This window comes from Janthinobacterium aquaticum (assembly GCF_009208565.1).
Taxonomy (GTDB): domain Bacteria; phylum Pseudomonadota; class Gammaproteobacteria; order Burkholderiales; family Burkholderiaceae_D; genus Janthinobacterium.
The window spans coordinates 315,203-328,828 of sequence record NZ_WFLK01000003.1 but is presented as its reverse complement, the minus strand read 5'-3'; the positions used below and the strand labels follow the sequence as shown (position 1 = coordinate 328,828).

Annotated in this window: 14 protein-coding genes; 2 read left to right on the top strand and 12 right to left on the bottom strand. The window is 63.5% G+C overall.

The window, feature by feature from the left end:
- Positions 1-136 precede the first annotated feature (136 nt).
- From GCM43_RS07010 to GCM43_RS06985, 6 genes are all read right to left on the bottom strand, one after another.
- Complete coding sequence (locus GCM43_RS07010) at positions 137-1,090, bottom strand: LysR family transcriptional regulator (RefSeq protein WP_152242797.1); 954 nt, start codon at positions 1,088-1,090, stop codon at positions 137-139.
- Between the two features lie 46 nt (positions 1,091-1,136).
- Positions 1,137-1,616 carry a hypothetical protein gene (locus GCM43_RS07005; protein WP_152242796.1) on the bottom strand — a complete coding sequence of 160 codons (480 nt, stop codon included), beginning with the start codon at positions 1,614-1,616 and terminating at the stop codon, positions 1,137-1,139.
- Positions 1,616-3,448 carry a DNA helicase RecQ gene (gene recQ, locus GCM43_RS07000; RefSeq protein WP_152242795.1) on the bottom strand — a complete coding sequence of 611 codons (1,833 nt, stop codon included), beginning with the start codon at positions 3,446-3,448 and terminating at the stop codon, positions 1,616-1,618. The genes GCM43_RS07005 and recQ overlap by 1 nt, the downstream gene beginning before the upstream one ends.
- 6 nt (positions 3,449-3,454) lie before the next feature.
- Positions 3,455-4,300, bottom strand: coding sequence for an undecaprenyl-diphosphate phosphatase (locus GCM43_RS06995; RefSeq protein ID WP_152242794.1), 846 nt, complete (start codon positions 4,298-4,300; stop codon positions 3,455-3,457).
- A gap of 141 nt (positions 4,301-4,441) precedes the next feature.
- Positions 4,442-5,590, bottom strand: coding sequence for an MFS transporter (locus tag GCM43_RS06990; protein WP_152242793.1), 1,149 nt, complete (start codon positions 5,588-5,590; stop codon positions 4,442-4,444).
- A gap of 34 nt (positions 5,591-5,624) precedes the next feature.
- Entirely contained in the window at positions 5,625-6,398 is a 774-nt protein-coding gene (locus GCM43_RS06985) for a DeoR/GlpR family DNA-binding transcription regulator (RefSeq protein WP_152242792.1), read from the bottom strand.
- Positions 6,399-6,542: 144 nt separating this feature from the next.
- Between GCM43_RS06985 and GCM43_RS06980 the strand changes: the two genes are divergently transcribed.
- Positions 6,543-6,779, top strand: coding sequence for a hypothetical protein (locus tag GCM43_RS06980; protein ID WP_152242791.1), 237 nt, complete (start codon positions 6,543-6,545; stop codon positions 6,777-6,779).
- A 3-nt stretch (positions 6,780-6,782) separates the two neighbouring features.
- On the opposite strand, the gene GCM43_RS06975 is transcribed toward GCM43_RS06980, so the two are convergent.
- Positions 6,783-7,055 carry a YkgJ family cysteine cluster protein gene (locus GCM43_RS06975; RefSeq protein ID WP_152242790.1) on the bottom strand — a complete coding sequence of 91 codons (273 nt, stop codon included), beginning with the start codon at positions 7,053-7,055 and terminating at the stop codon, positions 6,783-6,785.
- Between the two features lie 70 nt (positions 7,056-7,125).
- A complete protein-coding gene (locus tag GCM43_RS06970) occupies positions 7,126-7,998 on the bottom strand; it encodes a head GIN domain-containing protein (protein WP_152242789.1) in 873 nt (290 codons plus the stop codon).
- A gap of 166 nt (positions 7,999-8,164) precedes the next feature.
- On the opposite strand from GCM43_RS06970, the gene GCM43_RS06965 reads away from it, so the two are divergent.
- Complete coding sequence (locus tag GCM43_RS06965) at positions 8,165-8,728, top strand: contractile injection system tape measure protein (protein ID WP_319636941.1); 564 nt, start codon at positions 8,165-8,167, stop codon at positions 8,726-8,728.
- 203 nt (positions 8,729-8,931) lie between these two features.
- On the opposite strand, the gene GCM43_RS06960 is transcribed toward GCM43_RS06965, so the two are convergent.
- From GCM43_RS06960 to GCM43_RS06945, 4 genes are all read right to left on the bottom strand, one after another.
- Positions 8,932-10,011, bottom strand: coding sequence for a porin (locus GCM43_RS06960; protein WP_152242787.1), 1,080 nt, complete (start codon positions 10,009-10,011; stop codon positions 8,932-8,934).
- Positions 10,012-10,072: 61 nt separating this feature from the next.
- Positions 10,073-11,632, bottom strand: coding sequence for an aldehyde dehydrogenase (NADP(+)) (locus GCM43_RS06955; RefSeq protein WP_152242968.1), 1,560 nt, complete (start codon positions 11,630-11,632; stop codon positions 10,073-10,075).
- A 120-nt stretch (positions 11,633-11,752) separates the two neighbouring features.
- Entirely contained in the window at positions 11,753-12,667 is a 915-nt protein-coding gene (gene kdgD, locus GCM43_RS06950; protein ID WP_152242786.1) for a 5-dehydro-4-deoxyglucarate dehydratase, read from the bottom strand.
- 194 nt (positions 12,668-12,861) lie between these two features.
- On the bottom strand, positions 12,862-13,605 hold the full coding sequence (locus GCM43_RS06945; protein WP_152242785.1) for a FadR/GntR family transcriptional regulator: 744 nt from the start codon (positions 13,603-13,605) through the stop codon (positions 12,862-12,864).
- Positions 13,606-13,626 lie beyond the last annotated feature (21 nt).

Here is a 13,626-nt window from a genome sequence, read left to right as displayed (position 1 = left end):
CCAAAGACAAGCTGCGCGCAGCGGAACCGCATCGTAGGCGATAGCCTCATGCCCCGGCCAATGCTTTGTGCGCATCCGGTTATGCAATAAACGCATAGTTATGAAAACTTGACTGCGCCGTGGTGGCGGCCAGTTGTCAGGATTTTTTGCGCCGCTTGCGTGGCGTGCTTTCCTGTTCGCGCAGCAGGTACTGCCACAGTCTTTCCACCACCGGCTTGCCGGGTCGCTGGCCGTTGGGGCGTTCGCGGTAGAGGCGAATCTCCATGTCGATTTCCCATTCCGGCGCACCGCCATCGGCGCGCGCCAGGTGCTTGTACTTGACGTCGCGCAGCACCGCCGACTCGGGCAAAAAGGCGATACCGCGGCCCTCCAGCGCCATCATCTTCAAGCCTTCGGCCATATCGGTTTCATAGCAGGTGTCGAGAAACGGCGGCGACTTGGCGTCGGCCAGCATCAGCTGCACCATGCGGCCCAGGTAGGCATTGTTGGTATAGGACAGGAACGGCAGCGGCTCTTTGGCGCTGCCCGGCAGGACGAAATCGGGCACCTTGTCGGCGCCGCAGCGTGCATACGGGCGCAGGATTTCGCGGCCCATCACCAGCATGTCGTAGCGGCCCGGATCGAGCTGCACCGGCTGGCGCGGATGGTGATAGCACAGCAGCAAATCGCAGCCGCCATCGACCAGCTGCAGCACTGCATCGTGCACGTTCAAGGCCATCAGCCGGCTATTGATCGGCGCAAAACCCTGTTCAAGCGCCGTCAGCCACTTGGGCATAAAGGTCAGCGACAGCGTATGGGGCACGGCAAAGTCCACGCTCATCTGGGTGGCGGCGCGCTTGCCGCGCAGCAGCGCGCGCACGCCGTTGATTTGGCCCAGCATTTCCAGCGCCTGCTCGTAGAACACAGCGCCGGCCGGCGTCAAACGGGTAGGGTAGGAGGTGCGGTCGACCAGGTCCATGCCGAGCCAGTTTTCCAGCGACTGGATGCGCCGTGAAAAGGCCGGCTGGGTGACGTGGCGCAGGGCCGCAGAACGGCTGAAATTATGCGTTTCAGCGAGCGAAATAAAGTCTTCCAGCCATTTGGTTTCCATTCGGCGATGTTACCGTTTTTGGCGCAGGCTGGAAAGCACGGCAGGCTTAAGCGTCACCATGCTGGTAGAGCGACGCCGGCAGCCCGAAGAACTGCGGGCCGCCCAGCGTGGCGCCGTCGAGTTCATGGCCGGCGTCAAGCGCATTGCTGACGGCCGCGAGCAACGAGCTGCGCCCGGCGATAGCCTGCATCTGTGCGCGCGGGCCGTTATGAAAGGTATGGGTGGCAATGTCGGCTGCCACGGCGAAAATCGGTTCGGCGTCCAGCGCGATGGCGGTCCATTCGCCGTCGTCTTCCTGGGCTGAAAACGTGTCGGGCAGGATCACGCCGGCCGCCGCCGGCAGATGCGCCACCATGACCATGCCGAAGGCCTCGGGGATCACATCGAGCAGGCGGCGCACGCTCAGTTCATCGTCGACCAGCGCGCGCACCTGTGCTTCAAGTTGCTCATCGTCTTCATCGTCATCGGGCTGCGCCGCCATCAGCAGCACGGCCTGGTAAATCAGGTGTGAGGACAGCACTTCCATCAGCTCAGCTCCAGGATCATGGCAACGATCTCCTCGCCATACGAGGCCAGTTTTTTCTCGCCCACGCCGCTGACGCTGCGCAGCTGCTCGAGCGAAGTCGGCTTGGCCTTGGCGATTTCGCGCAAGGTGGCGTCGACAAAGATCACATACGCCGGCACATTGTGCGCGCGCGCCGTCTCCACGCGCCACCAGCGCAGCTTGTCGAAGATCGCCTGCTCGCTGGTGGACAAGTCCATCTCGACGTAGCCCTTGGCCACGCTGGTACTGCGCTTGCTGGTCTTGACCGGTTTCTGGTACTGGCGCAGCTGCACTTTCTGGCCGCCCTTGAGCACCGGGCGCGAGGCGTCGGTCAGCTTCAATGAACTGTATTGTTCATGGTCGACCGCCACCAGCCCCAGCGCGATGGCCTGGCGCAGGATTGCCTTCCATTCCGCTTCGCCCAGGTCGGCGCCGATGCCAAATACCGACAGCGAATCGTGATGCCAGGTCTTGATGCGCTCGGACTCGACGCCGCGCAGCACGTCGATCACATGGCCGCCGGCAAAGCGCTGGTCGACGCGGTAGATCGCCGACAGCAGCTTTTGTACCGGCACGGTGCCGTCGAACGACACCGGCGGCACCAGGCAGGTGTCGCAGTTGCCGCACGGCGTGGCCGGCTGGCCGAAGTATTCGAGCAGGCGCATGCGCCGGCAGCTGAGCGTTTCGCACAGGCCCAGCATGGCGTCGAGTTTCACGCCCAGCACGCGCTTGAAAGTTTCGTCGGCTTCCGATTCGTCGATCATGCGCCGCTGCAGCACCACGTCCTGCAGGCCGTAGGCCATCCAGGCATTGGCGGCCATGCCGTCACGCCCGGCGCGCCCGGTTTCCTGGTAATAGCCCTCGATGCTTTTTGGCAGATCCAGATGCGCGACAAAGCGCACGTCGGGCTTGTCGATGCCCATGCCGAAAGCGATGGTGGCCACCATCACCAGGTTCTCCTCGCGCAGGAAGCGCGCCTGGTTGGCGCTGCGCTTGGCGTAGTCCATGCCGGCGTGATACGGCAGGGCGCGGATACCGTTCTCGTTCAAAAACTCGGCGGTTTCTTCCACTTTTTTGCGTGACAGGCAGTACACGATGCCGCAGTCGCCCGCGTGCTCGGTGCTGATAAAGTCCAGCAGCTGCTTGCGCCCGTTGGCCTTTTCCACGATCTGATAGCGGATATTGGGCCGGTCGAATGAAGACACGAACTGGCGCGCATCGTCCAACTGCAGGCGCAGCGCGATTTCAGCGCGCGTTTGCGGGTCGGCCGTGGCCGTGAGCGCAATGCGCGGCACGTCGGGGAACTGCTCGTGCAGTACCGACAGCTTGATGTATTCGGGACGGAAATCGTGACCCCACTGGGCCACGCAGTGCGCCTCGTCGATCGCGAACAGGGCGATCTTCGAGGCCTGGAACAGGTCCAGGCAGCGCTGCGTCATCAAGCGCTCGGGCGCCACGTACACCAGGTCGATCTGGCCGGTGCGCACCAGGCGCTCGATGCGGCTGGCTTCTTCGTATGTCTGCGTGGAATTGAGAAAGGCCGCGCGCACGCCCACTTCGGCCAGCGCGTCGACCTGGTCCTGCATCAGCGCGATCAGCGGCGAGACCACCACGCCCACGCCATCGCGCAGCAGCGCCGGAATCTGGTAGCACAGCGACTTGCCGCCGCCGGTCGGCATCAGTACCAGTGCGTCGCCGCCCTGGCTGACATGGTCGACAATATCGCCCTGCTGGCCGCGGAAGGCCGGATAGCCGAAGACGGTCTGCAGCGTTTGCAGCGCCTGTTGATGCAAATCTTGAGACTCTTGATTCATATGGCCTTATTCTGCCCAGACAACCCAGCCGTAGTGCGCGCTGGCCAGTACCAGCATGCCGAACACGATACGGTACCAGGCAAAAAACGTGAAGTCGTGCGAACTGATGTAGCGCAACAGCCAACGCACGCACAAAAAGGCCGAGACAAACGCCGCCAGCGTGCCCACGCCGAACAGCGGCAGGTCATTGGCCGACAGAATGTCGCGCGCCTTGTACAGCGAGTAAAAAGTGGCCGCCAGCAGGGTCGGGATGGCCAGGAAAAACGAAAATTCGGTGGCGGTCTTGCGCGACAGGCCCAGCAGCATGCCGCCGATAATGGTCGAACCGGAACGGCTGGTGCCGGGAATCAGCGCAAAAGCCTGCGCGCAGCCGACCTTGAGGGCGTCGAGCGGCGTCATTTCCTCGACCGAATTGACGCGCACGGTGACCGGGTTGCGCCGCGCACGCCGCTCGACCAGCAGGATGATCACGCCGCCGATAATGAAGGCCAGCGCCACCGGCACCGGCTTGAACAGCGCATGCTTGATCATTTTGCCCACGGCCAGGCCGATCACGGCCAGCGGCAAAAAGGCGATCGCCACATTGAGCACGAACTTGCGCGAACCGGCGCTGCTGCTCAAGGTCGACAGCACCGCGCCGATGCGCTGGCGGTACTCCCAGCAGACGGCCAGGATGGCGCCGGCCTGGATGGCAATCTCGAACACATCCATGACGTCTTTCGACACGTCCTGGGTGAAATCGAGCAGGCTGCCGGCCAAGATCAGGTGGCCGGTCGATGAAATGGGCAGAAATTCGGTAAAGCCTTCGACCAGCCCCATGACAAGGGCTTTCAAGGCAAGAATGAGATCCATAGAGAGTGTAGGCGGCTAAGGTAGAAGCGGAGCGCTGCATCGATGTGCATGCAGCGCGGGGTCGAAGCTTACCACGAGCGCGCCTTGCAGACTTGAACTCGATGCCGGAACTGTTGTTGATGCCGCCCCGGCTGTAGCGCTTCAGGAGGGATGCCGGGACGCCGTGACCAGGCGCGCGCTGGCCGCCACCAGCAGCAGCGACGCGCCCAGCATGCCAAAGGCCAGGTTCAGGCTGGTGCCGTGCGCCACGAAGCCGATCACGGCCGGCCCGGCCAGGATGCCGGCGTAGCCGATGGTGGTAATGGCGGCGATGGCCAGGCTGGCCGGCATGGCGGTCTGCTTGCCCGCCGCCGTAAACAGCACCGGCACGATATTGGCCGCGCCCAGGCCCACCAGCACGAAGCCGGCCAGCGCCACGCCGGCATTGGGCGCGACCACGGTCAGGAAGAAGCCGGCGGCGGCGCACAGGCCGCCCAATGCCAGCACGCGCCGGCCACCGAAGCGCGCCACCACCTTGTCGCCGGTGAAGCGGCCGATGGTCATGGCAATCGCAAAGGCTGCGTAGCCGAGGCCACCCTGGGCCGGGTCCACGCCGCGCGTGGTGGTCAGGAACAGCGCGCTCCAGTCGAGAATGGCGCCTTCGGCCAGGAAGGTGATAAAGCACAGCAGGCCGATAAAGATCACGGCGCCGTGCGGCATCACGAACAGCGGGGTTTTTTCCTGCGAGTCCGAGGCCGTCGGCAGCAGATGCGCCTGCGCCGCTGCCAGCAGCAGCGCCAGCAGCACGATCACTACCACGCACGACCAGGCCGGGCTCAGGCCCAGCCACAGCAGCAGCGCCATGCAGGCCGCGCCGGCAAAGCCGCCGACGCTGAACATGCCGTGAAAACCGGACATCATGGCGCCGCCGTTTGCTTTTTCGATGATTACCGCCTGGATATTGATGGCCACGTCAAACGTGCCCATGGCCGCGCCAAACATCAGCAATACCAGGCCCAGCTGCAGCGGCGTGGCCGACAGCGCCAGCCCCGGCAGGACGGCCACCAGCACCGCGCCGGCGCACAGGATCACGCGGCGGCAGCCGAAGCGCGACGCCAGCATGCCGGTAAACGGCATCGCGCACAACGAGCCGGCGCCCAGGCACAGCAGCAGCACGCCCAGCGTGGCTTCATCGAGTTGCAGGCGCGCCTTGGCATAGGGCACCAGCGGCGCCCAGGCGGCCATGGCCAGCCCGGCGACAAAAAAGACCAGGCGCGTGGCGCGTTGTTGCAAGAGTCCGGTAAGTTGCATGGAGTGGCTTTTCTACAGGAGGTTGAAAGAAGGCTCAGCGGGCGCGCGCGCGCAGCACCTGCACGCCCTGGCGCTCGAAGGCGGCAATGTGTACTGGATCCGTATCGGCCTCGAGCACCAGATGCTGCAGCAGGCCGGTGGCGAGCACGCCAAACGGCGCAGCCGTACCCAGCTTGTCGCTGGTCACGGCCACCACCACGGCCTTGCTGGCGCCGGCAATGCTGCGCTTGAATTCGGCTTCGTCATAGTTGAAGGCGGTCACGCCCGCTTCAGCGTCGGCGCCGCAGGCGCCAAGAAAGCACAGGTCCGGATGCATGCGCTCGACCGTGCGCAGTGCCTGCGGCCCCAGGCTGGCGCCAGCGCGCCGGTCGACCCGTCCACCGGCCATGATCAGCTCGATCTCGGGGCGCTCCATCAGCGCCATGGCGATTGCCGGCGCATTGGTGATGACGGTCAGCGCCAGCGGTGGCAGCGCGGTGGCAATCGCCAGATTGGTCGAGCCGGCGTCGAGGAACAGTACCTGGCCGGCGCGCACCAGCGACATGGCCGCCTGCGCCAGACGCGCCTTGCGCTCGGGCGCCACATGGCGCCGTTCGGCCAGGCTGCCGCCATCGGGCGCCAGCGGCAGCGCGCCGCCATACACGCGCTGGCACAGCCCGGCCGCTGCCATGTCGCGCAGGTCGCGGCGGATGGTGTCTTCCGACACATCGAGCTGGCGCGCCAGGTCGAGCGCCAGCACGCGGCCATCGGCTTGCAGTTGTTGCTGGATAAGGGCGTGACGTTGTTTGAGCAGCAGATTGGCGGTCATGATGTATAAATCGTGCAGGAATGCGCATGAATATACGCAAACGTGCAAACGACGTCAACTTTATTCTGCTGCCGTTGCCGGAGGCTTGCTGTAAAAGCATCCATTGATGCTACAGTTAATTGGATAAATCGAAGAGGAGCGATCATGCCGGAATCGACATTGCCCATGGGGGTATTGCTGCGCAGTACCTTGCGCCGACATGGCTGGCGCTGCCTGGCTTTTGTCGCCATTCTTGAGGTGTTGCATTATCTGCGCCGTGGCAGCCTCGATCTGACCGATGTGCGCGATGGCCTGATTGCCCTGTGCGTGGCGGGCGTTGTCGCACTGCTGATCGAGGCGAATCGCAAGATGTCCGAAATACAAGGCGTGCCCAAAGCCTGACGTTCAGGGCGCTGTCAACCGTTCCAGTTCACCCAGCCAGCTGATGGCATGGTTGCGGTCGGAACCGCACATCTCCGCCGATGGCTGCAGGCCGCCGCAAAACGCAGGCCGCTCGGGCTTGCCGAAAATGCGGCACAGGTTGTCGTCGCCCAGCTGGATGCACCTGACGCCGGCAGGCTTGCCATCCGGCATGCCTGGTATCGGGCTGGTAATCGACGGTGCAATGCAGCAGGCGCCGCACGAGAGGCGGCAGGCCAGCGGGGCAGGAGAGGACATGGGAATGCTTGCAGGCGGTTGGGGCCGACAGTATAGCAAGCCCCGCCTTTCGCCGTTGGCCTGCGTCGCTTTACTTCACGATATTCACTCTTGAACCCGACACTGTCCGGCGCGCCGGATCGCCATGCACGGTGATGCGTCCCGAGCCGCTGGAGCGGGCGTTCAGCTCAGCTACGGCGGTGGCGTCGATATCGCCCGAACCATTGGTGGTCAGGTAGGCAACCTGGCTTTGCAGCTGCGCAAAGTTGATGTCGCCGGAGCCGTTGATATTGGCATCGAGGCGCTGCACGGCGCCGCTGGCGCTGACCGTGCCCGAGCCGTTGAGCGCCACGTTGATGCGCTCGCCGCGGACCTGACCCAGATTGATGCGGCCGGAGCCGTTCTGGACGGCATCGCTGTTGCCGCTGCTCAAAGCGACGGCATTAACGGTGCCCGACCCGTTATTGGCGATATCGAGGCGTTCCACCTTGCCCGACAATTCGCTGTACATCGAGCCGCGCTGCGCCAGGCGCAAATCATCGCCGTTCAGTCCGCTGACGATCAGGCGACCGCCGCTGGCAATATCGATCTTGTTCAGGCGCGGCGTGGTGTAGATGATATGAATGGCGCTGCTGCGGCGAATATTGCTGTCGCTCCAGATGCGCAGCGTGTTGCCATTGACTTCGCTGCGGATCAGCGGTAGCAGATTGCTGTCGGCCTCGATCACCAGCGAAGGCGAAGGACCGACGCGCACATCGACCTTGGCGTCGGCCCAGTTGAGCTTGTCGATATCGAGCGCACTGGCACTGCTGACCGGGCGTTCGTCGCGGCTGAACTGATGGTTGCCTTCGACCGACTTTGCGCCGGAATCGCTGGCATAACGTACCTCGCCGTCGTTGGGGTTGATAACGATGGCGCAGCCGGTAATGGCAACGGCGCAGCACAGGGCCAGCAAGGTACGCATGGTGTTTCCTTTATGTTTGTTATGTAATCAGGGAGCCGGCGGCCGCGTTATGGCTGCCGAGCTGTCGATATCAAGATAACAAAGCGCTGAGTTGGTCTGTACTGAAATGCGATGAACTGCAAAAAACGCGGCATGAAACGCGCCTTGCCGGTCGTCGCTGTCATAATTGGCTGACCCGCAACCTTCAGATAAAAATAGCGATATGGAAACCACACCGCAAGCAGCGCCGCACGAACCGCTGTATATCCACAACGGCGGCATCGTGCTGCTATGGCTTTTCCTGGATCGCTATTTCAACAAGCTGGAATTGCAGGAAAAAGGCGCTTTCCTGGGTGAAGGCCAGCAGCAACGCGCCGTATACCTGCTGCATTATCTGAGCCACGGCACCTTCGAGGCGCCTGCCCATGCGTTGGCGCTCAACAAGCTGCTGTGCGGCATGGATGTCGCGGCGCCGGTCGAACCCGGCGGCGCGCTGACGGAGCAGGAGCAGCAATTCTCGGCACAGGTGCTGCAGACCGTTCTGCAGCACTGGAGCGTACTCGGAAATACAAGCGTAGACGGCTTGCGTGAGGTTTTCCTGCAACGCGCCGCACGCTTGGTGCAGGAAGACCATCAATGGTGCTTGCGGGTCGAGCGTGCTAATGTCGATGTGCTGATGGACCGCCTGCCGTGGTCGTTCAGCACGATCAGGCTGCCATGGATGAAATGTGCGCTCAAGGTCAGCTGGTAGGTGCTGCCCAAATCGGGGTCAGTTTCCTGATGGCGCTAAGTTAAGGAAAACTCTTGGTAAACTAAGTAGGTCGGATTAGCCGAGCCGCGCAGGCCGCGTAGCGGCGTAATCCGACAATATCAGCTGCCAATTGTCGGATTACGCTACGCTAATCCGACCTACCATCCTCTTAACTTAGCGGCATTAAGAACTGACCCCCGGTTTTAAAAGCTGTGGCGCACGCCCAGGTTCATGCCGCGGTTGCCCGAACCCGACTCGCTGTTGTTGGCCACGGTATAGCCGGCGCCGTTGCGGTTGTGGATGGCCGCATAGGCGCCGTACAAGCTGGTGCGCTTCGATAGCGGATAGATATAGCCGACGCCCCACGAACGCGCGTCCTGGTTGAAGGCGGTCTTGTCGTCCTTGCGCATCACCGAGGCGATCAGCGAGCCGCCGCCGACCGGCGCCGTAAAGCCCAGCAGGATTTCATTGCCGTCGGTCGACGCGGTCGGGCGCACGCCGCCATACGGGTTGTTGGCGTTGCCCAGCGGCGCGCTGTTGAAACCCTTGTCGACGCCATAAGCGGCAAACAGCTTGACCACCTTGAAGTCGTAGTTGGCTGCCAACAGGGTGTTGCGGCCGGTGCCGTTGTGCACCGTAATGCCCGGCGCCGTTTCCACATCGCCATTTTTGCTGTTGTAGGCCAGGCGCACCGTCAGCGGACCTTGTGCATAGCCGATGGCGCCGCCGAACTGGCGGCCGGTGCTGGTGCTCGATTTTTCGCCAAAGCTGTAGGCCAGCTCGCCCGAGACACCGTTGGCCACCGGGCTGGCGTACAGCACGGTATTGCTGCTGCGCACGTTCGCACCCGAATCGGGGAACAGGTTTTTCGAGGTGCCAGCCAGGCCGGTGCCGAACGGGTCGGCTACCGACGCCAGCGTCGAGTGGTACGGTGTGTACTGGCGGCCCAGCGTCATCGTGCCGGCCGTGCTTTTCAAGCCGACATAAGCCTGGCGGTTGAACAGCGTGCCGGCCGCATCGATGTCGCCGGTGTCGATCTTGTAGCCGCTTTCAAGCAGGAAGATGGCCGACAGGCCACCGCCCAGCTCTTCCGTACCCTTGAAGCCGATGCGCGAGGCCGAGGCGGCACCGCTGTTGACCTTGGTGAGCGAGCCGGCTGCGCCGCCGCTCTCGTGCGTGATGCCGGCGTCGGCGATGCCGTAGATGACGACATTGCTTTGTGCCGAGGCCATGCCGGCAATCGCGCTCAACACTGCGCCAGCCAAACCATATTGCTTCTTCATTTCTCTATTCCTTGATGGTAGGGGTGTCAGCCCATTGTGGAAGATTGCTTAAAAACCCATGTCAGGCTCGCACGGGCACTCCGTCACGCACCCGCCACAATTGCAGCGGATTGTCGTCTTGCAGCGCCTCCGGCAGCAGCCAGGACGGCAGGTCCTGGTAGCTGACAGGGCGCAGGAAGCGGTCGATGGCGCTGGCGCCCACCGAGGTACTGCGGCTGTCCGAGGTAGCCGGGAAGGGGCCGCCGTGCACCATCGCATGGCACACTTCCACGCCGGTCGGGTAGCCGTTGACCAGGATGCGACCGGCCTTGCGTTCGAGCACCGGCAGCAGCCCGCGCGCTTCTTGCTGGTCGTCCTGTTCCAGGAAGACGGTGGCTGTCAGCTGGCCGTCGAGATACTCGGCGATCTGACGCAGCTGGCCGATCTCGCTGCACTTGATCACCAGCGAGCTGGCGCCAAACACTTCTTCTTCCAGCGCCGGATTGGCCAGGAAGGTGGCAGCGTCAGTGGCAAACAGCGCACCCTTGCCGGCGCAGGCGGTATTGCCTTGCTGGCCGCGCGCCAGCAGGGTGACGCCGGGCGCGCCAGCCAGGCGCGAGACGCCGTCGTTGTAGGCGGCGTAGATGCCCGGCGTGAGCATGGTGCTGGCCGGCTTGCCTTCCAGTGCAGTCACGGCGGCGGCACAGAATGCGTCGAGATCGGGGCCGCCCATCGCCACCACCAGGCCAGGATTGGTGCAGAACTGGCCTGCGCCCAGCGTCAACGAATCGATAAAGCCGCTGCCGATGCGCGCGGCATGGCGCGCCAGTGCGTTGGGCAACAAGAACATCGGATTGCTGCTGCTCATTTCAGCGTAGACCGGGATCGGTTCGGCGCGCTGCGCGGCGGCGCGCACCAGCGCCATGCCGCCCTGGCGCGAGCCGGTAAAGCCGACCGCCTTGATGGCAGGATGGCTGACCAGCGCCTGGCCGATGGTGCGGCCGTCGCCATGCAGCATGGAAAACACGCCTTCGGGCAAGCCACAGGCGGCCACGGCTGCCTGCACGGCTTTGGCCACCAGTTCCGAGGTGCCAGGGTGGGCGCCATGGGCCTTGACCACCACCGGGCAACCGGCAGCGAGGGCCGAGGCGGTGTCGCCGCCGGCGACCGAAAAAGCCAGGGGAAAATTGCTGGCGCCAAACACCGCCACCGGGCCCAGTGCGATCTTGCGCAGGCGCATGTCCGGGCGTGGCGGCGTGCGCTTTGGCAGCGCCGAATCGAGCGCGGTGGCCAGCCAGGCGCCATCGCCCACCACCTTGGCAAACAGGCGCAGCTGGCCGACGGTACGGCCGCGTTCGCCTTCCAGGCGCACCTGCGGCAAGCCCGATTCCTGCATCGCGCGCTCGATCAGCGCCGGGCCGATATCGATGAGGTTATCGGCAATTTTTTCCAGGAAAGCTGCGCGCTGTGCCAGCGTGGTTTCGCGGTAGGCGTCAAAGGCCTGGTCGGCCAGCGCACAGGCGCGCTCGACATCAAGCACGGTGCCGCTGCCAAAGGCTGGCGCCAGCTGTTCGCCGGTGGCCGGATTGATGGCGTGAAAGGGTTTTTCGCTGCCGTGTTCGGTGCTTTGGCCGATCAGCATATCGCCGGCGATGGTGTAGATAGTGTTTGTCAAAGAAGACTCCTGGAGTAAAGGCAAAAACGGCGCGCGGTGACGTGGGTCAGCGCGCGCCGGTTCAGGGCAGAAGAAGCTGTATGGAAATTATTGCGGACCGAGCTTGGCGATCAGCGCGCCCAGTTCTTCGCATTCCTGCGGGTTCAGGTCCACCAGCGGCGCGCGTACCGGGCCGGCCGTATGGCCGACCAGCGTGGCGCCGGCCTTGACGATACTGACGGCGTAGCCGGCTTTCTTGTTGCGGATGTCCAGGTAAGGCAGGAAGAACTGGTCGATCAGGCGTTCGGTGGTGGCAAAGTCATCGGTGCGCACCGCTTCGTAAAACTCGATCGCGGTTTTCGGGATGAAGTTGAATACGGCCGACGAGTACACCGGCACGCCCAGCGCCTTGTAGGCCGAAGCGTAGACTTCCGCCGTTGGCAGGCCGCCCAAGTAGGTGAAACGGTTGCCGAGCTTGCGGCGGATGGTCACCATGTTTTCAATCTCGCCCACGCCGTCCTTGAAGCCGATCAGGTTAGGACAGCGCTCGGCCAGAGTCAGCAGCGACTGGGCGTTGAGCTTGCAGACGTTGCGGTTGTAGACCACCACGCCGAATTTCACCGATTTGCAGACCGCTTCCACATGCGCCACCAGGCCGTCCTGGCTCGCTTCGGTCAGGTAATGCGGCATCAGCAGGATGCCGTGCGCGCCCAGGCGCTCGGCTTCCTGTGCGTAGGCAATCGCAGTGCGGGTCGGGCCGCCGGCGCCGGCCAGCACCGGTACCTTGCCGCGGCAGGTTTCCACGGCGATCTTGACGACCTGCGTATAGTCTTCCGGCGTCAGCGAGAAAAATTCACCGGTGCCGCCGGCAACGAACAGGGCGGTGGCGCCGTACGGGGCCAGCCAGTCCAGGCGATCTGCATAGGTTTTCGGCACGAAATCGCCGTTGGCATCGAAGTCGGTAATCGGGAACGACAGCAGGCCGGAGGAGAGGATCTGTTTCAGGTCTTGAGGGGTATACATGGAGATGTCGCCTTTATTGTAAGAGAGAGAACATGTAGGTGGTAGCGATGACGTTGCACACCTTAACGCCTCACTGTTGTAAGACATCGTACAACATGAAATTGGGAAGCGCAAGCAGGTAGCGGAAAAATGTCGGCATAAAAAAACAGCGCCGGTGCTGCTGGCGCTGTTGCTGCGACGCGTAGGGTGGCGGCCTACGCCGTTTCGATGGCTTCCTGTGCGCGTCGCAGCCGTTCGCGGCTGTTGCTCAGGTGGGTGCGCATGGCGGCGCGCGCCGACTCGGGGTCCTGGCGCGCAATGGCGTTGAAGATATCTTCGTGCTCGCGCTTGACGCGTTCCATATAGGTGGCCGGATCGTCCTGCGCCAGCTTGGCCGAATTGAGGCGCGCGCGCGGGATGATATTGGTGCCCAGGTGGCTGAGGATATCGTGGAAATAGCGGTTGCCCGACGCCAGCGCGATGGTCAGGTGGAACTGCACGTCGGCGGCCACCGTGTCGTCATTGCCATGCGGCAGCGACTGGAAATGGTCGAGCGCCGTGCGCAGCTGTTGTAATTGCGCGTCAGTACGGCGGCTGGCCGCCAGCCCGGCCGATTCGGTTTCCAGACTGATGCGCAGTTCAAGGATGGCCAGCACGTCGCGCATGGTCACCACGGTGCCCGGATCGATGCCCAGTCTGGGCGTCGCTGCAGGTTCCAGCACGAAAGTGCCGACCCCATGCCGGGTCTGCACCATGCCCGCTGCCTGCATGTGCGAAATGGCTTCGCGCACCACGGTACGGCTCACGCCATGCAGGCGCATGATCTCCGATTCGGTCGGCAGTTTTTCGCCGGGGTTGAGGCTGCCCTGGCGGATGCTGTCGGCAATATGCGCCACCACGCCTTGCGCCAGGTTGCGGTGCTTTTTGGGCGGTAACGATGCGATGGCGGGAAAATTCATGGGCTTGGTATCAATCAAAAT

Excerpts from the sequence above, each read along its gene's own strand:
- GCM43_RS07010 (WP_152242797.1), bottom strand. The coding sequence starts at position 1,090 with ATGGAAACCAAATGGCTGGAAGACTTTATTTCGCTCGCTGAAACGCAT.
- GCM43_RS07005 (WP_152242796.1), bottom strand. The coding sequence starts at position 1,616 with ATGGAAGTGCTGTCCTCACACCTGATTTACCAGGCCGTGCTGCTGATG.
- recQ (WP_152242795.1), bottom strand. The coding sequence starts at position 3,448 with ATGAATCAAGAGTCTCAAGATTTGCATCAACAGGCGCTGCAAACGCTG.
- GCM43_RS06995 (WP_152242794.1), bottom strand. The coding sequence starts at position 4,300 with ATGGATCTCATTCTTGCCTTGAAAGCCCTTGTCATGGGGCTGGTCGAA.
- GCM43_RS06990 (WP_152242793.1), bottom strand. The coding sequence starts at position 5,590 with ATGCAACTTACCGGACTCTTGCAACAACGCGCCACGCGCCTGGTCTTT.
- GCM43_RS06985 (WP_152242792.1), bottom strand. The coding sequence starts at position 6,398 with ATGACCGCCAATCTGCTGCTCAAACAACGTCACGCCCTTATCCAGCAA.
- GCM43_RS06980 (WP_152242791.1), top strand. The coding sequence starts at position 6,543 with ATGCCGGAATCGACATTGCCCATGGGGGTATTGCTGCGCAGTACCTTG.
- GCM43_RS06975 (WP_152242790.1), bottom strand. The coding sequence starts at position 7,055 with ATGTCCTCTCCTGCCCCGCTGGCCTGCCGCCTCTCGTGCGGCGCCTGC.
- GCM43_RS06970 (WP_152242789.1), bottom strand. The coding sequence starts at position 7,998 with ATGCGTACCTTGCTGGCCCTGTGCTGCGCCGTTGCCATTACCGGCTGC.
- GCM43_RS06960 (WP_152242787.1), bottom strand. The coding sequence starts at position 10,011 with ATGAAGAAGCAATATGGTTTGGCTGGCGCAGTGTTGAGCGCGATTGCC.
- GCM43_RS06955 (WP_152242968.1), bottom strand. The coding sequence starts at position 11,632 with ATGCTGATCGGCCAAAGCACCGAACACGGCAGCGAAAAACCCTTTCAC.
- kdgD (WP_152242786.1), bottom strand. The coding sequence starts at position 12,667 with ATGTATACCCCTCAAGACCTGAAACAGATCCTCTCCTCCGGCCTGCTG.
- GCM43_RS06945 (WP_152242785.1), bottom strand. The coding sequence starts at position 13,605 with ATGAATTTTCCCGCCATCGCATCGTTACCGCCCAAAAAGCACCGCAAC.